This window comes from Sphingobacterium sp. PCS056 (assembly GCF_023273895.1).
Lineage (GTDB): Bacteria > Bacteroidota > Bacteroidia > Sphingobacteriales > Sphingobacteriaceae > Sphingobacterium.
This window is the reverse complement of sequence record NZ_CP096883.1, coordinates 974,444-996,984: the sequence shown is the minus strand read 5'-3', so window position 1 is coordinate 996,984 and position 22,541 is coordinate 974,444. Positions and strand designations below refer to the sequence as shown.

The 22,541-nt window shown below is 36.1% G+C and carries 19 protein-coding genes and 1 tRNA gene; 14 read left to right on the top strand and 6 right to left on the bottom strand.

Annotated elements, in window-relative coordinates; genetic code table 11:
• Position 1 precedes the first annotated feature (1 nt).
• Positions 2–793 (top strand): GLPGLI family protein, encoded by a 792-nt coding sequence (locus tag MUB18_RS04190; protein WP_094771866.1) that lies wholly within the window; start codon positions 2–4, stop codon positions 791–793.
• A gap of 45 nt (positions 794–838) precedes the next feature.
• Here the strand turns inward: MUB18_RS04190 and metG are convergent, their stop codons facing one another.
• Positions 839–2,908: a methionine--tRNA ligase gene (metG, locus tag MUB18_RS04185; protein WP_248755067.1), complete on the bottom strand. Its 2,070-nt coding sequence runs from the start codon at positions 2,906–2,908 to the stop codon at positions 839–841.
• A gap of 99 nt (positions 2,909–3,007) precedes the next feature.
• Between metG and MUB18_RS04180 the strand changes: the two genes are divergently transcribed.
• A complete protein-coding gene (locus MUB18_RS04180) occupies positions 3,008–3,913 on the top strand; it encodes an LD-carboxypeptidase (protein ID WP_248755066.1) in 906 nt (301 codons plus the stop codon).
• Between the two features lie 5 nt (positions 3,914–3,918).
• Entirely contained in the window at positions 3,919–4,326 is a 408-nt protein-coding gene (locus MUB18_RS04175) for a DoxX family protein (RefSeq protein WP_248755065.1), read from the top strand.
• A 235-nt stretch (positions 4,327–4,561) separates the two neighbouring features.
• Here MUB18_RS04175 and MUB18_RS04170 read toward each other — a convergent pair whose 3' ends face one another.
• Positions 4,562–7,072 carry a family 20 glycosylhydrolase gene (locus tag MUB18_RS04170; RefSeq protein WP_248755064.1) on the bottom strand — a complete coding sequence of 837 codons (2,511 nt, stop codon included), beginning with the start codon at positions 7,070–7,072 and terminating at the stop codon, positions 4,562–4,564.
• Positions 7,073–7,198: 126 nt separating this feature from the next.
• Here MUB18_RS04170 and MUB18_RS04165 point away from each other — a divergent pair.
• The 4 genes from MUB18_RS04165 (at position 7,199) to MUB18_RS04150 (ending at position 11,256) form a co-directional block, all read left to right on the top strand.
• Positions 7,199–7,270 (top strand) — tRNA-Glu (locus MUB18_RS04165).
• 332 nt (positions 7,271–7,602) lie between these two features.
• Positions 7,603–9,573 (top strand): beta-N-acetylhexosaminidase family protein, encoded by a 1,971-nt coding sequence (locus MUB18_RS04160; RefSeq protein ID WP_248755063.1) that lies wholly within the window; start codon positions 7,603–7,605, stop codon positions 9,571–9,573.
• 319 nt (positions 9,574–9,892) lie between these two features.
• Positions 9,893–10,072 carry a DUF1016 N-terminal domain-containing protein gene (locus MUB18_RS04155; protein ID WP_262917521.1) on the top strand — a complete coding sequence of 60 codons (180 nt, stop codon included), beginning with the start codon at positions 9,893–9,895 and terminating at the stop codon, positions 10,070–10,072.
• 593 nt (positions 10,073–10,665) lie between these two features.
• Positions 10,666–11,256: a hypothetical protein gene (locus tag MUB18_RS04150; protein WP_248755061.1), complete on the top strand. Its 591-nt coding sequence runs from the start codon at positions 10,666–10,668 to the stop codon at positions 11,254–11,256.
• 1,327 nt (positions 11,257–12,583) lie between these two features.
• On the opposite strand, the gene MUB18_RS04145 is transcribed toward MUB18_RS04150, so the two are convergent.
• Together MUB18_RS04145 and MUB18_RS04140 are read right to left on the bottom strand one after the other, a co-directional pair.
• Positions 12,584–14,884 (bottom strand): outer membrane beta-barrel family protein, encoded by a 2,301-nt coding sequence (locus tag MUB18_RS04145; RefSeq protein WP_248755060.1) that lies wholly within the window; start codon positions 14,882–14,884, stop codon positions 12,584–12,586.
• Between the two features lie 11 nt (positions 14,885–14,895).
• Entirely contained in the window at positions 14,896–15,633 is a 738-nt protein-coding gene (locus tag MUB18_RS04140; RefSeq protein WP_248755059.1) for a hypothetical protein, read from the bottom strand.
• A 65-nt stretch (positions 15,634–15,698) separates the two neighbouring features.
• Here MUB18_RS04140 and MUB18_RS04135 point away from each other — a divergent pair, with 65 nt between their 5' ends.
• From MUB18_RS04135 to MUB18_RS04110, 6 genes are all read left to right on the top strand, one after another.
• Positions 15,699–15,944, top strand: a complete 246-nt coding sequence (locus tag MUB18_RS04135) for a hypothetical protein (protein ID WP_248755058.1) — start codon at positions 15,699–15,701, stop codon at positions 15,942–15,944.
• Between the two features lie 42 nt (positions 15,945–15,986).
• On the top strand, positions 15,987–16,232 hold the full coding sequence (locus MUB18_RS04130; RefSeq protein ID WP_248755057.1) for a hypothetical protein: 246 nt from the start codon (positions 15,987–15,989) through the stop codon (positions 16,230–16,232).
• A gap of 52 nt (positions 16,233–16,284) precedes the next feature.
• Positions 16,285–17,337, top strand: coding sequence for a BF3164 family lipoprotein (locus tag MUB18_RS04125; RefSeq protein WP_248755056.1), 1,053 nt, complete (start codon positions 16,285–16,287; stop codon positions 17,335–17,337).
• The gene (locus tag MUB18_RS04120; protein ID WP_248755055.1) at positions 17,334–17,852 is read left to right on the top strand and encodes a hypothetical protein; all 519 of its coding nucleotides are present in this window, start codon (positions 17,334–17,336) and stop codon (positions 17,850–17,852) included. The genes MUB18_RS04125 and MUB18_RS04120 overlap by 4 nt, the downstream gene beginning before the upstream one ends.
• A complete protein-coding gene (lepB, locus tag MUB18_RS04115; protein ID WP_248755054.1) occupies positions 17,839–18,423 on the top strand; it encodes a signal peptidase I in 585 nt (194 codons plus the stop codon). The genes MUB18_RS04120 and lepB overlap by 14 nt, the downstream gene beginning before the upstream one ends.
• A gap of 79 nt (positions 18,424–18,502) precedes the next feature.
• Positions 18,503–18,667 carry a hypothetical protein gene (locus tag MUB18_RS04110; protein WP_248755053.1) on the top strand — a complete coding sequence of 55 codons (165 nt, stop codon included), beginning with the start codon at positions 18,503–18,505 and terminating at the stop codon, positions 18,665–18,667.
• 515 nt (positions 18,668–19,182) lie between these two features.
• Here MUB18_RS04110 and MUB18_RS04105 read toward each other — a convergent pair.
• Entirely contained in the window at positions 19,183–20,421 is a 1,239-nt protein-coding gene (locus MUB18_RS04105; protein WP_248755052.1) for a thioredoxin family protein, read from the bottom strand.
• 572 nt (positions 20,422–20,993) lie between these two features.
• Between MUB18_RS04105 and MUB18_RS04100 the strand changes: the two genes are divergently transcribed.
• Complete coding sequence (locus MUB18_RS04100; protein WP_248755051.1) at positions 20,994–21,419, top strand: hypothetical protein; 426 nt, start codon at positions 20,994–20,996, stop codon at positions 21,417–21,419.
• Position 21,420: 1 nt separating this feature from the next.
• Here the strand turns inward: MUB18_RS04100 and MUB18_RS04095 are convergent.
• Positions 21,421–22,529 (bottom strand): IS3 family transposase gene (locus MUB18_RS04095; RefSeq protein ID WP_411028101.1). Its coding sequence is split into 2 segments (ribosomal slippage): positions 21,421–22,277 and positions 22,277–22,529, totalling 1,110 coding nucleotides; the frame shifts between segments, so codons are not numbered across the junction.
• Positions 22,530–22,541: the final 12 nt, after the last annotated feature.

The following is a 22,541-nucleotide window of genomic DNA, read 5'->3' as shown; positions in this document are numbered from 1 at the left end:
GATGAGAAAATATATTGTAGTATTGCTGTTATTAGTCTGTTTTATGGCAAGTGCCTCTGCACAGTATGCCTTTTTCCCGAGCAGTGGAACGATTACATATGAGCGGAAATTTCACTTACAAAACTACCTGAAGCGCAATTTTTTAAATAAGCCAGATTTGGGTACCTGGGATAAGATCAGTATAGAGCAGGCGGTCAAATCGGGACCTGTAGAGATGATTACGCACCATAGCTTGAAGTTCTTCGATGAAGAAACTCTTTTTGAAACGATACAAGAAGAGTATCCTGCCAATTATCGCAATGTGTCTTGGTATAGTCCATTTATTAGTGACTCGAAAACCTACATCAACGTTAAGGAAAACAGTTTCCTCAAGTTGTTGCCTTTCGGTGATGAAGAGTTATTAATGAAAGATTCATTGCCCACAGTGAAGTGGAAATATACGGATGAGTATCGTAATATTGCAGGATATGATTGTCGCCGGGCAAACGGAATTATTCAAGATTCCATCTATGTCGTTGCATTCTTCGCTAATCAGATCCCTGTTCCTACAGGACCAGAACTTATCCATGGTCTACCAGGTATGATATTAGGAGTTTCTATACCTAGTATGAATATCAATATGTTTGCCACCAAGGTAGAGCTCAACAATACTCCAGTATCCAAGGTGCTGACCAAGAAAAAGAAAGTGGTAGCAGAGCCGAAAGCAGCAGTGATTGCCAAATTAAAAACTTCCGTTTACGATTGGCTTGGTGAAAAAGAGTTTAATAAAAAGCTGAATGCCATTTTATTTTAAACAAGAAAAGGGAACGCTAAGTTCCCTTTTCTTGTTTAAAAAGTATTATCTAATGGTACTGCCTGGTTTAATGGCTGTTGTTGGATTGACAAAATCCAAACGTCCATCCGCATCCTCTGCCATTAAGATCATCCCTTGTGAAGTGATTCCTTTGATGTCTCGAGGTTCAAGATTAACCAGTATCGATACCTGTTTACCGATGATATCTTCTGGAGCGAAGAATTCTGCAATTCCAGAGACTACTGTACGTTGATCTATACCTGTATCTATTTTTATTTTCAATAACTTTTTCGTTTTGGCTACTTTCTCTGCTTCCAAGATCGTACCCACACGGATATCAAGTTTTGTAAAGTCCTCAAAAGCAATATTTGCTTTAGCGGGTTCTGTTTTGACATTTGCAGCTGCATTTGCGATTTTCGCTTCAGCCAATTTGTTTAATTGAAACTCGACTTGCTCGTCAGTTATTTTTTCAAACAATAATTGTACTTCACTCAGTTGATGCCCATCTGCAATCAAATCAGCCCTACCTGCATCAGCCCAATTCACCTGAGAAAAATCAAGCATCTCGAACAGCTTAGTCGCTGTTTTAGGAAGAAACGGTTGCGCTAAAACAGCTAAATTGGCAACGATCTGAGTCGCTACATTTAAAACTGTTTTTACACGCTCTTCATCAGTTTTGATGACTTTCCACGGTTCCTCATCTGCCAGATATTTATTTCCTAGTCGAGCCACATTCATAAATTGTGCTAATGCTTCACGGAAACGATATTGTTGGATTGAACCTGTGATCGCATCTGGGAACTTTGCCAATTCAGCAAAAACATTTTGATCTACTTCATTTAAAGGAGATCCACTTAATACTTTTCCGTCAAAATATTTATGCGATAGCACCATGACACGGTTGACAAAGTTACCAAAGATGGCAACCAGTTCATTGTTCACCCGCGCTTGGAAATCTTTCCATGTAAATTCACTATCAGATGTCTCTGGAAGAATAGAAGTCAATACATAGCGTAATTCATCTTGTTTTCCAGGAAATTCTTCTAAATACTCGTGCAGCCATACCGCGTGATTACGAGAAGTCGATAATTTATCACCTTCCAGATTTAAGAATTCGTTTGCTGGTACATTGTCTGGGAGAATATACTCCCCATGAGCATGTAAGATCGCAGGAAAGATAATACAGTGGAATACGATATTGTCTTTTCCAATAAAATGGATCAAGCAAGAGTCATCTTCTGGATTTTCTTGTTTTTTCCAATAGTTTTCCCAGTTTTTACCGTTGTCTATAGCCCATTGTTTTGTCGCTGAGATGTAGCCAATAGGAGCATCTAACCATACATATAGTTTTTTGCCCGCCGCTTCTTTCAGTGGAACATCTACTCCCCAGTCCAAGTCACGTGTCATAGAACGGGGTTGTAATCCTGATTTCAACCAAGATTGACACTGTCCAAAAACATTTGATTTTAAAACATCTTTTTTACCTTCGATCAACCATTTCTCTAACCAAGGTTGGTATTTATCCAATGGTAAGTACCAGTGCTTCGTTTTTCTTAATACTGGAGTTTTTCCACTCAAAGTCGATATTGGGTTTATCAAATCTGTCGGACTTAATGAAGTACCACACTTCTCGCACTGATCCCCATATGCTCCTTCGGACTTACAGTTTGGACATGTCCCTACGATATAGCGATCTGCTAAAAATTGATTAAAATCTTCATCATAATATTGCTCTGAGAACTTCTCGATGAATTCCCCTTTTTCATATAAATTCAAAAAGAACTCTTGAGACAACGCATGGTGGATAGGCTCGGAAGTGCGGTGATAGATATCGAACGAAATACCAAATTCTTCAAAGCTTTCTTTGATCTGAGTATTGTATTTATCAATGATTTCTTGTGGTGTGATACCTTCTTTTTTTGCACGTATGGTAATGGCAGCTCCATGTTCATCAGAACCACAGACATAGACGACGTCTTTATCGTTTAGGCGCAAATAACGCACGAAAATGTCGCCAGGGATATATGCGCCGGCCAAATGGCCAATATGCAAAGGACCATTAGCATAAGGCAATGCAGATGTAATGGTGTAACGTTTTTTGGATATATTACTCAATGCTATACAGTAAATTAATTGTTAGCGAAATAAAAAAACAAAGCAAATGTTTGTTTCTTTGACAAAGATAATTCAATTTGCGGTATTAAAATAAAGATTATGACGAAAATACCTGAATTTCTTAAAGCAGGCGATAAAGTCGCAATTGTCTGTCCTGCAAGTTTTATTCGAGGAAATATAGATGTAGCTGTTAAAATATTAGAATCTTGGGGTCTGGAGGTGCTTGTGGGCAAGACTGTCACCGCGGCGTACCATCAATTTGCTGGAGATGACCGTCAAAGGGCTGAAGATCTGCAATGGGCTTTAGATGATCAATCGATCAAAGCTGTTTTTGCAGCACGCGGTGGATATGGCAGTGTGCGCATTATCGATCGGCTTGACTTTTCGAGGTTTAAAAAACAGCCCAAATGGATTGTTGGGTTTAGTGATATCACGGTACTTCACAGTCATATCCAAGGTCAATTTTCTATTCCGACCATTCATGGACAGATGCCCAAATCCTTTGAAGCTGGTACTGCCGCTTCTTTGGAAACACTGAAAGCTGCACTTTTTGGAGATGCGGTCGACTATTCATATCAGCAAGAAGAATTCCCTAATCGAGCAGGAGAGGCTGAAGGTATCCTTATTGGAGGAAATTTAGCTATTCTTCTATCTGTGTTAGCATCTGAGTCAGATGTCAATTACGATGATAAGATCTTATTCATTGAAGATGTAGGTGAGACTTTCTATAGTGTAGATCGGATGTTATGGGCGCTGAAGCGTGCTGGTAAATTTAAAAAATTGAAGGGTTTGATCGTAGGTGGTTTTTCCGGGATGAAAGATGCTGATCCTTCATTTGGACAATCTGTATCTGAAATTGTGATGGATAAAGTAAGGGAAGCAGATTTTCCTATTGCATTTGCTTATCCTGCAGGTCATATTGATGACAATCATGCATTAGTTTTTGGGAAGAAGGTCAAATTAAAGACAACAAAAAACAAGGTTTCATTAACATATATCGATTAAATACTATGGCCATATTTCAAACTTTAGGAAAATACAAAGATTTCGGTTTATTGATCATGCGTGTTGGACTGGGCGTGATGATGATTGTTCATGGATTTCCAAAGATGATGGGGGGAGTGGAGACATGGACGAAGTTGGGCGGTTCTATGGGAGTTTTAGGCATCCATTTTTTACCTGTTTTCTGGGGATTTATGGCGGCCATCACTGAAGGAGTCGGTGGACTATTTCTATTGATAGGACTTTGGACGAGACCGACTTTACTTTTTCTCGCATTTACCATGATTGTTGCCGCGCTTTTTCATCTTGGTAAAGGAGATGGAATTAAAGGGGCATCCCATGCGATTGAATTATGCTGTGTGTTTTTAGGACTCTTATTTATCGGTCCAGGTAAATACTCTGTCGATAAAAAATAAAAATATCGCTCTATAAGCTGTTAATAGCGATGAACATAACAAATGCCGCATTATGAAAACGGAATAAAATTGGATAGGCATTTTGAAGTTATTCCTTTCAAAATAAAGAGACCAGAATTTTTTAACTTTCTGGTCTCTTTGTTTTACATTTAGCAATTCAGAGTTGTGTTTGGCATTATCCTACGTAAATGACCACCATCTTAATGCCTGTTTTTGCATCAGATCAACTCTACTCTTAATAGGTGGATACAATACCCAGACCACCGTTTTGTGTGATTGTTCTGAACTTGTAGGTTGATTTATTGTTAAGAGGAATCGCGCCTTTGTATTCTTTTGATTTTAAAGTCGGCTCAGTATTATCTTCTGTATAATAAATTTTGAAACCGGGGTAATCGGTATTTGCTACCAATTTTCCATTTTCCAGTTTAACTCCAACAGCAGGAATTCGGTAATGATAGCCCTTATTTAATTTGTCCAATTTCTTCAATTCATCGTTTCCTAACTTCTGCATAAAGGCAGCATAACCTTTTTGATAAGTCTGACTGTCAAAATTTTCGCCATTCTCCCAGCTTTGTTCAGGAGCCCATCCACGATCGGCAACAGCCAATAAACGTGGAAAGATCATTTCCTCAAGACGGATATCATTATTGATTTTTTCAGACCAAAGAGCAGCTTTGACACCTAAGAAATTTGCTTTACCTTTTTCAGTCAGATGCACTTTGTTTTTTGCAAAATCTTTCGGTAAATCATTTCCTGAATTGTCTTTAACAAGGTTGATGTAGTAATTTTCCGGAGCAAAAGAGTATGTTTTATTGATGTCAACCAAGCCTACCCAGCTGTGTCCAGGTTCAGCAAAGTTATGATCCCAGGTCATATCCATATAGTTGTTATAAGCAGAAGTAAAGACAACTTTGTAGCCCGCATTTGCCAAGCGATAAGCCAAATCTTCCTGTCCACCACCAATCAGGTTGTTCCAAACATTTAAGTTGATACTATGATCTGCAAGTGCAGGATTTACATCCATTCCTTTTCCGAAATTTTTCATCCCCATTTCTTCCCAACCCGACATAATCAAACCCTTGGAGTGGCACAATTCATTAATACGGTTGATGTAATATGGCCACACATCATGTACAGAAGAGATATTATTTTCTCTCATAAAAGCTTCGATTTTATGAGACTTTTCCCATGCACCAGCAGGAGTTTCATCACCACCTAGATCGATCACTTTTAAAGGTACACCTGCTTGATCATGCATTTTTTTTATCTCATCGATGACTTTACTTAAAAAATGGTATGACGAAGGTAAGGCCGGATTTAATACATTGTCATTCCAGTTCTGTGCTGAGTTATAAATCGACTTGTCTTCTGGGTCATGTAACACATATTCTTCAGCAGCTTTTAAATCTCCAGCTTTCTTTAGTTTATGGTATCGCGCTTCCATTGATTTTATCGCAGCACGTGCATGCCCTGGAGTTTCAATTTCAGGGATCACATCAATATGTCTAGCGGCCGCATATTTCAAAATATCCATATAGTCTTGCGTGCTGAGGTATTGTTTCTCTTTAGTTGCAGCGCCCGATCCATAGGCAGGTTGTATCGCATTTCCGTCTTTATAGTTGGCAGATCGTACACTCCCTATCTCAGTCAATTCAGGTAGTCCCGGTATTTCTAAACGCCAGCCTTCATCATCGATAAAATGAAAGTGAAATTTATTGAGTTTGTATTGGGCCATCGCATCCAGGATACGGAGTACCTCCGCTTTGCTATGGAAATTACGGGCGACGTCCAGCATAAAACCACGGTATGGGAAACGAGGTTGATCTTTTACCTGGGCATACGGGAAATTTAATGTTTTGTTCTTGCTGTTCCAATCTACAGCAGGAAGCAAAGATTTTAAGGATTGCAAGCCATAGAAAACTCCTGTTGCAGTACTTGCTTTAATCTCGATTCCTTTGCTATCAATGTTTAAAGCATAAGCTTCATCAGCAAATCCTGTTTCCTTGACGATTTTAATTTGTGCTTCTCTGTTTGGAGACTTTTGACCTTTTACAGCCGTTTGTTCTTGCAGGAATTGAATGAATAATGCGGTTTCATTATTAAATTCGGGATCATTACTGATGGAAATCGTATTGGTCAGTTTTAAAGATTTTGTTCTGTCAACAGTAATTTTTGCGGGTAAGGGTAAGATATCTTGTTGTTTACCGTTTGCAAGGAGTGCATTACTGGCAAACTTCTGTTCTAAGTAAGTTCTTTGTTGTTCCTGTGTAAATGTGTTTTTTTGTGCATCATATTTTTTGATGTCCGCATAAGTCCCTTTGTCGTCATAGCTAATGTAAAGACCAATAGGACCATCCGTATAATTGATCAAGCCACCTAGTGTCGCAAAATTGATTTCGATGGTATCTTTCGGTTTTAAGGTGAGGTTGCTTTTCGCAAACTCGATCTGGAAAAGATCTCCATTACGATGAGATAATTTAAATCGGGAGTCAACAGATTTGGCATCTATTCCACGGATAAAATTAAACCATAGCGACCAATCTTTGAGCGCCAGTTGCTGGCTGTCATTATTTTGTATGATCAATTTAGAGGTTGGATTCTTTTTTAGGCTTTTTCCTGTCGGAACTTCCCAGCGCACTGAAATTTTATTTTCAATATTTGATGGTGACTGTGCAAATAGATTTGCAGTCAGCAAAGCCATTGTGGTGGACAGCCAAATGGACTTTTTATATGGTTGAATGTTCATCAATGAATAAGTTGTTTGGTTTGTTGTGTATCTAAAGATACAATTTTTAGAGAAATAAATAATTTTATCATATTTATTTTGGTAAATTAAATATACTTTCTATATTTGCACACCGAAACACAAAAAGGCCCGTTCGTCTAGGGGTTAGGACGTTAGATTTTCATTCTAGAAACAGGGGTTCGATTCCCCTACGGGCTACTAAAAAGCGACTCCAAAAGAGTCGCTTTTTTTATGCGCTGTGTTTGGGATATGTCCTTTTCTATGCTAAAGTATTTTTGTGTGATTTATATAAATTAAAACCCTTTTTAATTCCATTTTTTCCGTCAATTAATCTTTCTCAAAAGAAGCGCATGAATTATCTTTTCATTCTCTATCTATGGTATCGTTGTCATACTAATCAATTTTAATTTAACATGTGCTTACGGTGAGTTTGATTATGTAATAAATCACATACATGGAATTTATATGGGTGAATTATATTATTTTTGGAATTTATGCTATTAATTAGCATACAAATTAAACTTAATTTAATGATGAATAAAAGAATTATATATGGTTTATTAGGGGTAGTTATTTTCAGCGGAAGTTTAAAATTGGGGTATGCTCAGCAAAAGAATTTTGAAACCACTACCGTAGCAAGCCTTCCCTCTATATTTCCCTCACCTGTGTTTATGGAGCTTCAAGGCGAGAGCTTTCCTATTGGACAGGCCGTTACTTTAGTCGCATTACCAGAGGTTAGTGAGTATACTAAAACCACAGTAGTGAAGATGCTGAACAAGGCAGGAGTGAAGAATGTGAATACAACCCAAAAGATTCCAAAGTCAATTCGAGGTACAGTAGTGATTTTAGGGGAGAGTAAAATTGGAGACGGAAAATCTCTTATTAGCAACCACAAAGGAATTTTAGATAATCACAAAGAAGGTTATGTAATTTCTAGTGGAAAAAAAGATCAAGGATTTTTAATTTCACTAATGGGGCATGATGCGCATGGTCTATTTCATGCCACACAAAGCTTCGCACAGTTAATCACAAGCGCTTTCTTTCCATCACTATTGATTCAAGATTACCCAGCTCAGCCTATCCGCGGTTCGGTGGAAGGGTTCTACGGGAAACCCTGGACTATGCTAGAGCGCGAGCAACATTTATTCTTTTTATCCTCTGTTAAAGCCAATACCTACGTATATACGCCAAAAGATGATCCTTATGCTAGAGATAGATGGAGAGAGCCTTATCCAGCAGACACCTTATCAGAACTTGGTCGTATAGCAAAGATTGCAACCGATAATCATATCAACTTTGTTTATGCAATATCACCTGGTCCAACGATTTGTTTTTCATGTAAAACAGATTTTGATCTGTTAAAAGACAAGGTAAATGCCTTAAGAAGTGTGGGTGTGCGTAGTTTTTATTTGGCATTAGATGATATTGAATATCAAAAATGGAACTGTAATCAAGACTCGATCACTTTTGGGAAATCGGGCCCCGAAGCTGCCGCTGTAGCACAATCTTCCTTATTAAATAAATTGCAGGACTATATCAAGGGAGTAGATCCTGAGGCGCCAAATTTAATTATGGTTCCTACCGAGTATTATGATGCTAAAGAAACCCCATATAAAGCCGCATTGCGTAAAAATTTAAATCAAGATATCGTTGTTCAATGGACAGGTACTGATGTCGTTCCGCCATCAATTTCTATAAATGATGCAAAAGCAGCTACTAAGGTTTTTGGAAAACCAACATTGCTCTGGGATAATTATCCTGTAAATGACTATGCAGAATCTAAAGGAAGACTTCTTTTAGCGCCATACGATAGAAGGGAAGCAGGATTATCAAAACAGCTTGCCGGCATTTTGTCCAATCCCATGAATCAGGAAGCTGCTAGTAGAGTGGCCATAACGGGAGTGGCTGCTTTTGCCTGGAATGATCAAGATTACGATGCTTCTCGTACTTGGACATTTGCTGCTCGTCAATTAGCTGGAAATAATTCAAAAACTACTCAAGCATTATTGCTGTTTTTCGATACCCAGCACTTAGCCCCAACATTTGGAACTCACCCTTGGCAAGTGCAAGCACCATCATTAAAGTTAATTCTAGATCAGTTTAGAGATGCCCTTTCGTATGGTAATAAAGATGACCGTGCGCAGGCTATTAAAAGTCTCATAAATCATGCTCAAGAATTTAGAAATGCTCCAAATATTATTCGTTCAGGAACCATTGATAAGGGTTTTGTCCGTGAGGCTGGGCCTTGGTTAGATGCGATGGCAATATGGGGAGAGGCTTTAGAAGCTGCTGTCACAGGTTTGCAGGAGCTAGAGATGGGTAAAAGCAATAGTATCGGTTATTTTGAACAAGCTCAAGAGCTCGCTAAAAAGGCAGCTGTTATTCCATCAACTCCGGGCGCAACTCGCTTTGAGGGGCCAGTTAAAATTGCAGACGGAGTCTTGGATGTATTTATTAAGGATGCGCCAAAATTACTTTATATAGCAAAAGTTAGTAAGTAGATTATACTTTTTGTTTAAATTGATCTAACGATAAGATTTCTAATCTTTCATTAAAGAACAGCTAAAGGCAATTCCTTTAGCTGTTCTTTTTTGTTGCAACTTGATTTCATACTCGATATTAACTGGGTTTTAAGATAGAAATAAGCGGAAAGTCGATAATTGTAATATCTGTAATACTTTAGTGAAGCCTTATGTTAATTATTTTTTGTTCACTATTTCACGCATGTTCACGTTCCATGAACATGGGTGAAATAGTGAACATATATTTGTTTTATCTTTCTCATGGGGCATTTATCGGCCATTGGAATAACTCTTAAAAATCTTATCAGAAGCCAATTTGTGGCACATGAGGGAGTTCTACCAAGTGTTCCCTGAATTTGACCAATTCTCTACGCAACGCGTAGAGAATCTTAGCTGGACAAATATCCGTTTGATTATGCCTATCGATGAGCCCAGCGAACGGGGCTATTATATCAAGGAGGCCACAGGTGAAGAATAAACTAATGATGACTTGGTAACGAGATTTCCAGTAAGTAAACTGCGATAATAAGGAGTCTTGGTTAAGTGTCAAATAATGAAGAATTGACGCATTCTAGGAAAGCTGGGAAGTCTCCAGTTTTATTATTAGTGTTCAAAGGAGCATGTTTTCGTGCTATGGCGTAGCGGTTTCGACGATGGCGAAAAGCGTTTATACCTAGGTCGATGTGATTTAGAGGGGAGGGGAAATGTTTTGATCACCAGGGGAAATGCGAAACACTATTGACCGTGTGGCTTCGCAATATGTCTAAGAGTTTTTGGGCTTCATGAAAGAGGGAGGGGGAAGGACTAAGTGATTCACCGAGGTGACGAATTAATATGGATGCTCGGGAAAATGCAACTGAATGGTGTCTGTATGATTTAGTCACATGGCGAAATGGTCAAGTTTCTCCAGAGATTCCTTCCGCCATACCGCGAAATTGACCATGCTTCATTTGATTAACGTGATTTTTCTTAAATCTGTTGATATAAACTCACTATTTTTACAAATCGTTCATCAGAAAAAAGTTCCAATTTGATCATTGATTCATATTGAGTAATCCCTTAGTACTAAGTATGAATCAATACAGCATGCTTGACACTGCGGGAGGAGGGATTAAGAAGATCTTTAATTATCAGCAAGCTCGATTTTTTACAATACCAGGCTATGATCTATCAGATGGCAAAGTTAAGGTTACTATCTCTGGTAAAGTATTGAATTTGGACTATTCTCGCTTATTAGCACAGAATAAAGCTCTCGCCCTAGAAGATATTATGGCGTTGGATAAAGTGCAGAAGAGAAAGCCCTTAAGTAATCAAGATGAGAAGGAATTAAGGCGCAAGAAGTTAATTGAAGGCCGAAAACCTAATTATTTTATTTCATTGCATGTCGCTCAGAAAGCGGGAGACAAAGCAGGCTATACAAAAAATAAAGCGTTTGATAATCAGTATTATCTTGACCTTATTTTAAAAGCTTTATCACAGCATAGTACTATGTCCCGAAAAGATATTGATGAGTTGCTATGGAATAAATTACCGGATTGGATGACAGAGATACAGAGGAAGAAGAAAATAGAAAACTTATTAACGGAGCTTAGAAAATTTAATAAAATTATCAACAAAGGAACTCGTAAACACTCCTCTTGGGAATTATTAAGTTCATTCTAAGAGAAAGATTAGGGAAAGAAATCGGAGAAAGATTAATGCGAAAGTCATGCTGGCGGTCAACCCAAATTAAAAAAGACCAAACCTCTATATGTTGCAATATTCACAAATCTTATCCATAATTTACTTTCTATAACTGATCTTGACAAAGTAAAGGCTCACGTTTTTGACTATATGAATGCCCCTATCATAAAAGAAGACTTCATCAAACCAATATGGTTTTTAGGAGCTAAATTAATTGATGGGGATATGGTTAATACACCTTCGTTGTTTAATACAGAATTGGTAAGAAAGGCAATAAGTCATACCAGATTGATTGAATAATATGTTTCTTGACTCTTTAGAATAACATTTTTAAATATGTACACCGAAACATAAAAAAGCACGTTAGTTTAGGTGTTTGGACGCTAGGTTTTCATTCTAGAAACATGGGTTCGATTCCCCTACGGGCTACTAAAAAGCGACTCCAAAAGAGTCGCTTTTTTTATGCAATTTGTTTTAGGATTTTACAGAATAAATAATGATTTCCAATAAAAGGGGGTAATTAAGTTTCATTTTCTATCTTCTTTTTTAATCACCTGTTTATATTTAATGGTTTAAAGTCATGGTTTTAAAGGATTGGGTGATTTTATTCGTCTTTGTTGTAGGACTACTTTTTACTTTACTTAAATGAAGATGTCATGATTGCAAATTATTGCTTAATTTTCTATTTGAAGAAACCAAAAAATTTTGCAGTATACTCCTAGCCAATCTACATGACGATGAGTGTGAACAGGATACCAAAAGAAGTATACACAGATAGGTAGCACAATTTTAAAATAGAATTTCAAAGCCAACCGTGCAAAGAGTACGACTGAGCCTGTGAAAATCCTGAATAGCTACCTCGACACCCCCTGTCAGTAGGATAAGTACAATCCATTCCAATGGAACTCAAAAGAGATCTTGTTGTATTTGGGATTGGAACTTGGTAATTCAACCAAGCAGGTGATGGAATTACTGTCAAGAATTGAGTTCAAAGTTTTCATGTTCGAGGAGATGAATGGAAAAAGCTATATCAGTTATAGCTAAATTTAATCCCATCTCATAAAAATTTTAATGGCAGCATATTATTCAGACTGCCAACAATATACTTATCTATACTGTAGACTATTAGATATATAGCTTACGGGTGTGCTGACCTACTGTATAAAATGGATGTAGGTATACTCTTCAGTGTACCGAAAATACTATCTTTAAGCTAAAAGAGTATTTCCTGAGGATACTCAAAATTCCATTTGAGGCGAATGGAGCAAGCAGAAGTTGGGCAGAGCCCTAGTTCTGCTTGCTCATTTTATTGACGCTTACTATCAGAGGTATTTATGTCATCATTCTTAATAGAATTGGAAGCCGTTTTAACCCTCTCTTTGAGTCTGTTTATATTTAAAGAAGCTCCTATCTGAAAGGATCGGAAGTTTATCTGCCTTTCGACTATCCGAGAAGAATTTCCATTTATATAATTCGATTTTCTGATTGAATACTTTCTGAAAGGATTTAAGATAGACGCATTTATATTGACCAAATCATTAAATAATGATCTGTTATATGCAAAACCGTAATAGTTCATAGAGTTACTTTTTCCCTGTAAATATATTTCGGGACTATAATAACCAAAATTCATTGATGTGCTTGCTTTATCAGAGATTCTGTAGATTAGATAGGAAGAGACAAATCCTTGAAATCCACTATTTTTTATAAACTCATCAACATAGCCATCAAGCGTTTTATAAGCCATCGTTCCGTTAAAATTGACCGACAATGATTTATATATTGGCCTGTTTATATTTAGTAGAGTTTTAATTTCACTTGTTTTTCCAAGGTTTTCAAATCCATACATAGTGACAGTATCATTTACAAAGGTCACGGTCCTTTGGATTGTATTATTCGCAAAGGTATACTCAAACGTCGAAATAAAACTACCCTTTAAAAGGTTGGTATATCTCGTTGAAATTGTATTCATTTTAACAGGCGCCAAATTCTGGTTCCCCACATAAATAGTGTTTGGATTGTAATTATCGTTAAAGGCTGTAAGTTGCCAAATAGCAGGACGTTGAATTCTTTGGGAATAAGTCGCTGTCAGTGATTGCTTGTTTTTTAAAATCTGTTGAAGTGATATAAATGGGAGCAAACTAAAATAATTCTGTTTTCCCATATTGTTCATCCTTTCAAATTTGGAAACAGTTTGTTCTAATCTTCCGCCGGCTCTAGCTCCGAATTTCCCCTTGATATATACATAAGAATTATAGATACCGAAAATATTCTGGACAAAGTTCATTGATTGAATATCCATTATCTCTTCTCTATTCTTTCTAAAGTTAGCTTTTACACCATAATCAATTTTAATTTTACGTAAGGGTTGGATGATATCAAATTGAAATGTATTTTCATTCAAAATTAAATTATTCCGGGACATTCCCTTTGTGTCAAAATCATTATTTAATGCAAGTTCTGTCTTGTAATAACGATGTTGGTAAGAGGCGTCAAAAGTTGGTTTATTTTTACTTTTGTTCTTAAAATAGGAAAGAGAATAATTTTGTGTATGATTTGTTTCCTCTCTTTTGCTGTAATATTCTTCTTTTTCGTTAATTTCAATAAAGGATTCTCTTTTTCCTTTAGAAAGTGAAAAGCCGGCACGTGCTGTTAATAAAGTAGCGGAATCTATCTTGTATGTAAGATCTATGTCGGGAGCAAAAGTATTTATTTTTCTGTTTTCGAAGCTTTTTTGTATAAAACTTGTTATACTGCTTTCATAGATGTTTTTTTCTTCTGCTCTTGGGGATTTGTCGTTATCAGCATTGAGTGTAGCAGTTAATATAATATTTCCTGATTTTAATGTGGAAGCCCCAGAAAAGGAAGAGAGTATTCTGCCGTAAGTTAATTCAAAAGAAGTGTTATGCCCATCAACAATATTTTTGTTCGTAATAAAATTAATAATTCCGCTATAGTTTTGGTCATTGTATTTCGGCGGTATATCCGTAATGATTTCAACACTCTTGAGATTTTCTTTGGGATAGGAGCGGATAATTTCTGATATGTTTGTGCCTTTAATAAATGAAGGTCTATCGTCAACAAGCACCAAGAAATTTGAGCTACCGTTTAGGAGTACTTTCCTATTTATATCAACTGTAATAAAAGGCATTCTGGATATAGCTTCTGCGAGATTTTTTGATCTATCTTTTGAAAGGTCATAAATAATTTTGCCGAATTCCATTGATATCGGATTTTGGACAGCATTTACAATAACTTCTCCAATTCTTTTTCCATTAGTAGATAGCTTAATTTCTAAGGTGTCGAGATTATGAGACAACAAGTTATTTATTTTCTCTTCTGACATAAGCAGCGATGAGTAGCCGCTTGCGTCAAATAAAAGACTGCCTAAAAACCTGTCATCATGGCGTATTGAAAAAGCCCCTTTCGAATAGGATATCAGGTTGCTGTTTTTTATATATCGTATCTCTACTGAATCTATCTTTTTAAGAGATACCGAATCTATAGCGATAAATGTATGATGTCTGCCTTGTGCCCATACACTTTTAGTCAACAATAAGAATAAAATAGTTATAACGCTTAGGAAACGGAGTGTATATTTCGACATAATGAATAATTCTAAAACTGAAAAGTTTTAACTTCATGATATTCTCCCAGATAAGATTCATAACGAAACTCAGCATTATCTCTTACTTGGTTTAAGATTATATTATTGAACTTGCAATGTACATAATCATCATTTACTAGATTTTTTCTGAACACATCGATCGGCAGAAATAATTTTTTGTCGATGAGAATCGTATATAAATGGTTTTCCTCAGGTACAGACTGTAGTTCGCCAAGATTATTGATCACAGTATTGGGTATGTTAAATTCAAGTACAAAACAGTCCTTGGATAGAATAGAAGTATCTCTAGTAACTATTTTAATATCTTTTCTCTCGATAATTCTTGGAAAAAAATTTCTCAAAGTGTAATAGGAGTTTTTTAGGAAAGCGTATTGCATTAGAGCTTTAATATCGTTCTCCCTTATGCTTAGTTCCTTAGTAGTTTTGTCAAGAAAACAGGCTGTATTACCGTCATATATATCTTTTGTAAGATCATTTTCAAAGATAAATTTACTGCCTAATAAATTCTTGGTAAATGAGAAGAAAATATTCCCCTGAAAATCATTCGATATTCCAACTGAAGGCTGTCTAACCACTCTTGAATAATCATAAGACACGGTTTTGTAACTATGCATCGCATTTATAATATTATTGATTAAAATTTTGTTATTTTCTTGTGATTTTGCATGTAAATTAATCAATAATAAGATAAATGAAAAAAATATAAATTTTTTATTGAATAAAGTCATTTTATTTTCTAATTTAGAGATATGGTATAAATATGCCAGCCAATTTAACAGAATAATTTTAATATATGAAAAAATTAACTAAAATTTGCCTAATTGTGGGAGCTTCCAGCTTTATGTTAAGTTATTTTTCTTTTAATTCATTATCTATTGATGAATTAACTGTTTCTGCAAACACTAATGAAACTGTTAAGGATTGTGAAAAGCAACAGAACAAGGATTGTGCATCTACAAATGGTACAATTTACATAGGGCACAGTAAAAAAACCTCAGATGTAGATGAACCACAACCATGGCCAGACGGAAATTTGTAAATTACTTATTAATTTTATTATATAATCTAGCTTTTTTAAATTATGAAAAAGCAATTTCAACTAGCATTTGCCATATTAGGCATATCTGCAGGTGCGTATGCGATGACAGGCCTTAGTAATTCGTTATCAATTGATGACCTTACTGTTAATGCTCTTGCAGAATCAGTAGATATGTGTGTAAAAGAACCAAACAAAGACTGTCACTCCTCAGCTACTGGTAATATTTATGTAGGAAGAGCACTAAAATCTGTTGATGTGGATGAGCCTGGCGATACACCACAACCATAAAAAATGATAAATTAACGAGGTTGCCAAGTCTATTTTGGCAACCTTTTATAATATGAAAAATAAGACATTATATTTACTATCGATTTTCCTGAGCTTTAATTTATCATGTGATCGCCCTGTCAAAGAGCATTATACGATTTTAAAGAATAACGAATTCAATGTTATTAATACAACAAAATTAGAGCAACATGGAATTAAATTGTCTGATCCTTTGGAACTGCTGCTCTATGACAGTATTTTAATTGCATCTAACCTTAGTGATTCACTTTTAATTTCAGCATACAATCTAAATACAAATGAGAAAATAGCTTCTTTAATAGAGAGAGGGGGTGACAAAAACCAATTGCTTTCACTGACTTCGCTAACATTAGTTGATGATAATACTTTATTCGGTTTTGATGCAATCTTACAAAAAGCTATCAAGTTTGATCTCAATAGTGCAATTTCGAAAAGCAGATTTTTACCTTTTGAGGAAATCCTTCTCTCACCAGCCACCAAAGGTACTAGAGAATTTGGATTATTTAATGATAGTACTTTAATCGGTACGAGTTATTTTATAGACGATTCACGACTGTTTACGGTGAACAATAAGAGTGAAATTACATCTAAAATAGGCTATTTACCATTCCAAATAAAAAATAAAAATGGAGTAGGTAAACTAAGTGTTAAGGCACTGTTTAATGCAAGTAATTTGGAATATAACAAAGATAAAAAAATAGCTTTTCTCCCCTATAAAAATTCTGAAAGAATCGATATTTATAGGGATACTTCTCTCTATAAAATTTTAGTTGGTGAGAAATATAGAGAGCCTGATTTTGATGTGCAGAAGACTAGAGCAGGATATACTTTGGAGAGCAATAAAAATACTACATATTACTATGTGAACAGCTACTCAACAAAAAATTATATATACTGTATTTATTCGGGAACAAAAAAATCGATTGGAAAAGAGCTTCATATATTCGATTGGCAAGGTAGTCCTAAATGGAAAATATTATTGAATAGGAATTTTGCATCTGTAGTAGCTTGGGAAAAAGAAAAGCAAGTTGAAATTTTCCTCGCGGATGTTAATGGTTTACTGTATAAGTTTATTCTAAATAGATGAAAGGGATATTTTTGTTTTTAATCTTATTTCTACATGTTTCTTGTTCAAAGAAATCTGCCACTGATCAAGTTATGAAAGTCATGCAATCAGATTTTAAAAAGCAGATCAAATTTCACGAAAAGATGACACCTGTAAAAAACGAACGAGATGTCAATGAAAACTATTACATTATTCATTATTTTTCTGCGGATTGTGATAAATGTATTAATAGACTCCGTGAAATAAAAGAGTTTATGGATAAAAATAAAGATTTATCAGTGGATTATAAGTTTATTTTTACTGCACCAACTGATTATTTTTTGAATCAGGCGCTCAAAAGTGTGAATATAGAATGCCCTATTTATTGGGATAAAGAATTTTGGGGATTTCAGATTGTCAATGGAATTCCAATAGAAGAATCTAAGTACGAGACAATGTTGCTCAACAAGAACAATGAACTGATTTTATACGGTCATTTTTTTGACAATCCAAAAGCTTACGACCTTCTAATAAATTTTTTGAATGAAAATCGTTAAAGTCTCTATAGCAGTAATTTGTATAATGGTTTTACTTTTATACATTCTAAATCCTTTGATGGTCAAGCATAATTCAATGCAGAATATGTATCACCCGAAAGATATTGTTTTTGCAAATAGGTATTATAAATCAATTGACAGGGGCGATATTATTGTTTTTAGAAAGGGTAAACAGAAGCATATCAAAAGATGCGTAGCCCTTCCTGGTGATACGGTTTTAATCAGGAACGGCAAGCTTTTTGTTAATGGTATTCTCCTTCATTGGCAATCTGAAAAGAAAATAACAATTAAAAAATCCACTGAAAAGAAAGGATTTAACGATTATTACTTCAATAATTGGAGCTCTTTAGATTTTGGTCCTTTTGTGGTTCCAAAAAAGGGCATGGAATACAACAAAGAGAGCTATTATAGAAATTTATATCTAGGTGATAGCAATTCTGGTAATAGTGAGTCTTTTAATCAAGATTATTATTTTTTTATGGGTGATAATCGGGAAAACAGTATCGATTCGAGGGCTTATGGGCCAATTTCATCTAAAGATATAGTTGGGAAAGTGTATCATAAGTTATGATAAATTATAGTAGATGATAACAATTAGATTTATATACTTAACCCGTTGTGCATTATAGTTTAGGGATATAAAAAAGAAGTTGTTCATCAGAATTGGCGCACTCCAGGGAAGCTGGGAAGTCATCAGTTTTATGGTTAGTGTGCAACGGAGCATGTCTTCGCACTATGGCGTAGCTGTTTCTACGATGGAGAAAAGCGTTTATACGTACGTCGATGTGATTTCAATGGGAGGGGAAATGTTTTGATCATCTGGGGAAATGAGAAACACTGGTGACTGTGTGGCTTCGCAATATGTTTAAGAGTTTTTGAGGTTCATAAAAGGGGGAGGGGGAAGGACTAAGTGATTCACCGAGATGACGAATTAACATGGATCCTCGGGAAAATGCATCGGAATGGTGGCTGTATGATTTCGCTACATGGCGAAATTGTCAAGTTCGTCCGGAGATTCCTTATGCCATACTGCGAAATTGACTATGGACCTTTGTATTAAAAGTTTATTTTCTAAAATTTATTCATATAAATGGTTATTCGGAAGCATACTTCATCTCAAATATTGATAAATAAAATTTAGATTGCAGATCTTTTTTTGATGATCCTTACTCCGATTTTGGGTTCCAACTGGATTATTCAGAGTGAAACACGAATATAATAAACCTACAATTATTTGATAAATAAAATAATTGTGGCTAAATATTTCTGTTGAAATAAAAAAAGTCCAGATCAACTTCGTCGATCTGGATTTTTTGTTTTGGGATATTGCTTATTCCCAAGTTTTTTCGCCATTTTTCATTTTTTGAAGCGTTGCTATATAATCCTCTTTTTTATCGTTTGCAGTCAAAAGTGAGATCGCTTTCTCTTGTGTTTTGATTGCTTGATCTTTGTCACCTAGACGATAAAGAAGGTTGGCAAAGGTATCTAGATACATCGGTGTATCTTTTTCCTTCTCCAGTGATAATTTGCTCCATTCTGAAGCCGCTTTTAAACAAGCTGGGTCATCACAGTTTTCAAAGATAGACCAAGCCATCTGGTTTAATTCCATTGCTGTGACCATCGAACCGTATTTGGCAATATACTTATTAAAACTGTCTCTCAATCCAGGATAGTTTTTAGTATAAGAGAAATAACGCGTTTGCATTTCCAAACTCGTTTTTTCGGTATTGACCGTAGGGTATTTCTGAGCCAGTTCTTTTTCTATAGCAGCAAAATCTACAGCTTCCTTAGCCTGTATTTTGGTATTGACAGCTTCACTGATCAATAGTTTAGCTAAGAAATCATTTGCTTTAACCTTCTCACTGATGGCATCAAATCTGGTTGGGTTATCTTTTATTAAGTTAAATGCTTTCGAATCCTTAATGCTCGCCGAAGAAATCAATAACTCTACATTGTCTTTTGTAAAGAGCTGATCTGTTGATAGCGAAGATAATACAATGCTCTCAGCCTTTGCCTGTGTCTCTTTATCATAAGCTTCTTTTGCCACTTGGGCCATAGCTTTTGCAATCGTTGTATTTTGTGGATCAGCATTGAATTTTGCCAATAGGGTTTCATACTGGGTGTTCGGATCCAATGCCTTTTGAGCTTTAGCAATAAATCCATCCGCATCACCGCCCCCTACAATGCGGTGTACAAGCTTGCCTTTTGAATCAAAGATCAAGAAAGTAGGATAGGCTACTACTTTATAATCTTTGGCAAAACGATCTGCTTCCGTGTACCAGGATTTTACTTCTTCATTATCCCCTTCGGTCTTATCCATTTGGATTTTGGCATTGATAAATTTGGCATTGAAGAAATCACCTACCTTCGCCTGTGGGAAGATTGTACTTGTCATGTACTTGCAGGGGCCACACCAAGTGGTGAAACAATCGACAAAAATAAATTTGTTTTCCTTGGCTGCCTTTTCTTTAATTTGATTCCAATTGAGACCATGCTCAAACTTTACACCCTCGCTCTGAGCGAATAGTAATGATGGAACCAAGAATAGCATTAAAATTAATTTTCTCATAATCCGTTGATATTTACATGTGAATTTACTGAAATAAAAGCTTATCAAAAAATATTACAAAAAATCTTCAGAACCCGTAGAACCGAAACTGCGGATTAATAAATAAGTCAATGCTCGGAATATCATAACCCAGTTAATAATGGTCAGTTCCCTGAATTTGACCAATTCTCTACTCAGCGCGTAGCGAATCTTAGCTGGACAAATATCCGTTCGATTATGCATATCGATGAACTCAGCGAACGGGAATATTATATCAAAAAGGTCACAGTTGATGATAGTAGAAAGATAAGTAGAAGAACTAGTAGAAAGATAAGTAGAAGAACTAGTAGAAAGATAAGTAGAAGGGCTAGTAGAAAGATAAGTAGAAGAGCTAGTAGAAAGAAATCGGAGAAAGATTAGGGAAAGGATTAGGGAAAGAAACTGGAGAAGATTAGGGAAAGGATTAGGGAAACGAAACCGGAGAAAGATTAATGCGAAAGTCATGCTGGAGGTCAACCCGAATTCTAAAAGTTCAAACCTCTATATGTTGTAACATTCACCAATCTTGTATATCATTTGCTTTGTAAAAACCATTGTCAAAGCAAAAGCTCACGTTCAACTTGAAAATGGTTGAAACTGCGGGAGGAGGGATTAAGAAGATCTTTAATTATCAGCAAGCCCGATTTTTTCCGATGTCAGACTATGATCTATCAGATAATAAAGTTAAGGTTACTATCTCCGGTAAAGTATTGAATTTGGACTATGCTCGCTTATTAGCACAGAATAAAGCTCTCTCCCTAGAAGATATTATGGCGTTGGATAAAGTGCAGAAGAGAAAGCCCTTAAGTAATCAATATGAGAAGGAATTAAAGCGCAAGAAGCTAATTGAAGGCCGAAAACCTAATTATTTTATTTCATTGCATGTCGCTCAGAAAGCGGGAGACAAAGCAGGCTATACAAAAAATAAGGCCTTTTGTAAGTACCCCATTTTTCCTACAGCTGGAATTGGACTTTTCTAATTTACGTTACTAATTTATTTATTTGTTGTTTTTGTCTAATATTTTCTGATAATTCCGCTGGTGTAAGATTGCCAAGTCCTTCGTGAGGCCTGTTGTTATTATATTCATCCATCCATATTTGGGTATGTTCTCGGACTTCTGCCAGGTTGAAAAATAAATAAGCATCCAAAATTTCTTTTCGATAACTTCGATTAAAACGTTCGATATAACCGTTTTGCATAGGTTTTCCGGGCTGAATAAATTGAATCGCGATGCCTTGACTTTTACACCAGAGATCAAAATGATGACTGGTGAATTCGGGGCCATTATCTACACGCAGACAGAACGGCTTACCTCGCCAGTCTATGATTTGTTCCAGTGCCCGGGTGACCCGTACAGAAGAAATAGAGGTAGCTACTTCGATACACAATATTTCACGGGAACAGTCATCCATTACATTAAAGGTTCTAAATCTGTTTCCGCTTGCCAAGCTATCGCTCATAAAGTCCATGCTCCATTTTTGATTTATGCTGACCTGTTGTTCCAAAGGTTGTTTCTGCCGAACAGGAAGCCGACGTTTGACACGTCTCTTCTTATTCATATTGAGCAGCTTATATACCCTGTATACTTTCTTATGATTCCAGGGCTTACCTTCTCTGCGCAAGTAGGCATATAGTTTTCGAAATCCATATACAGGATGTTTGGAGGACAGATCATCTAATGCTGCCATCACGGCACTGTCGTCTTTCTTGCTAACATAGTAATATTGTGAACGGCACATACCTGTCAATTTACAGGCTCCGGCGACACTCAAACCGTGATCTAGGACAATTTCCTGAGTTAACTGTTTTTGTTGCCGGAGCCCCAACCTTTTTTTGTGATGACTTCTTTTAGGATATCATGGTTCATACTCAGCTCGGCAAACATCTTTTTCAGGCGTGCATTTTCTTCTTCAAGTTCCTTCAGGCGCTTGACATCAGATGCTTCCATGCCACCGTAACGACTTTTCCAGTTATAAAAGGTGGCTTTGCTAATCTCAAGCTCCCGGCAGATATCATCCGTCTTTCTACCTTCTTCTCCTTCTTTGAGAGCTCTTACAATCTGGGTTTCTGTAAAACGTGTCTTTTTCATCTTATTACTTAA

Coding starts and splice junctions, on each gene's coding strand:
- MUB18_RS04190 (WP_094771866.1), top strand. CDS start 2: ATGAGAAAATATATTGTAGTATTGCTGTTATTAGTCTGTTTTATGGCA.
- MUB18_RS04180 (WP_248755066.1), top strand. CDS start 3,008: ATGACGAAAATACCTGAATTTCTTAAAGCAGGCGATAAAGTCGCAATT.
- MUB18_RS04175 (WP_248755065.1), top strand. CDS start 3,919: ATGGCCATATTTCAAACTTTAGGAAAATACAAAGATTTCGGTTTATTG.
- MUB18_RS04170 (WP_248755064.1), bottom strand. CDS start 7,072: ATGAACATTCAACCATATAAAAAGTCCATTTGGCTGTCCACCACAATG.
- MUB18_RS04160 (WP_248755063.1), top strand. CDS start 7,603: ATGATGAATAAAAGAATTATATATGGTTTATTAGGGGTAGTTATTTTC.
- MUB18_RS04150 (WP_248755061.1), top strand. CDS start 10,666: ATGAATCAATACAGCATGCTTGACACTGCGGGAGGAGGGATTAAGAAG.
- MUB18_RS04145 (WP_248755060.1), bottom strand. CDS start 14,884: ATGTCGAAATATACACTCCGTTTCCTAAGCGTTATAACTATTTTATTC.
- MUB18_RS04140 (WP_248755059.1), bottom strand. CDS start 15,633: ATGACTTTATTCAATAAAAAATTTATATTTTTTTCATTTATCTTATTA.
- MUB18_RS04135 (WP_248755058.1), top strand. CDS start 15,699: ATGAAAAAATTAACTAAAATTTGCCTAATTGTGGGAGCTTCCAGCTTT.
- MUB18_RS04130 (WP_248755057.1), top strand. CDS start 15,987: ATGAAAAAGCAATTTCAACTAGCATTTGCCATATTAGGCATATCTGCA.
- MUB18_RS04125 (WP_248755056.1), top strand. CDS start 16,285: ATGAAAAATAAGACATTATATTTACTATCGATTTTCCTGAGCTTTAAT.
- MUB18_RS04120 (WP_248755055.1), top strand. CDS start 17,334: ATGAAAGGGATATTTTTGTTTTTAATCTTATTTCTACATGTTTCTTGT.
- lepB (WP_248755054.1), top strand. CDS start 17,839: ATGAAAATCGTTAAAGTCTCTATAGCAGTAATTTGTATAATGGTTTTA.
- MUB18_RS04105 (WP_248755052.1), bottom strand. CDS start 20,421: ATGAGAAAATTAATTTTAATGCTATTCTTGGTTCCATCATTACTATTC.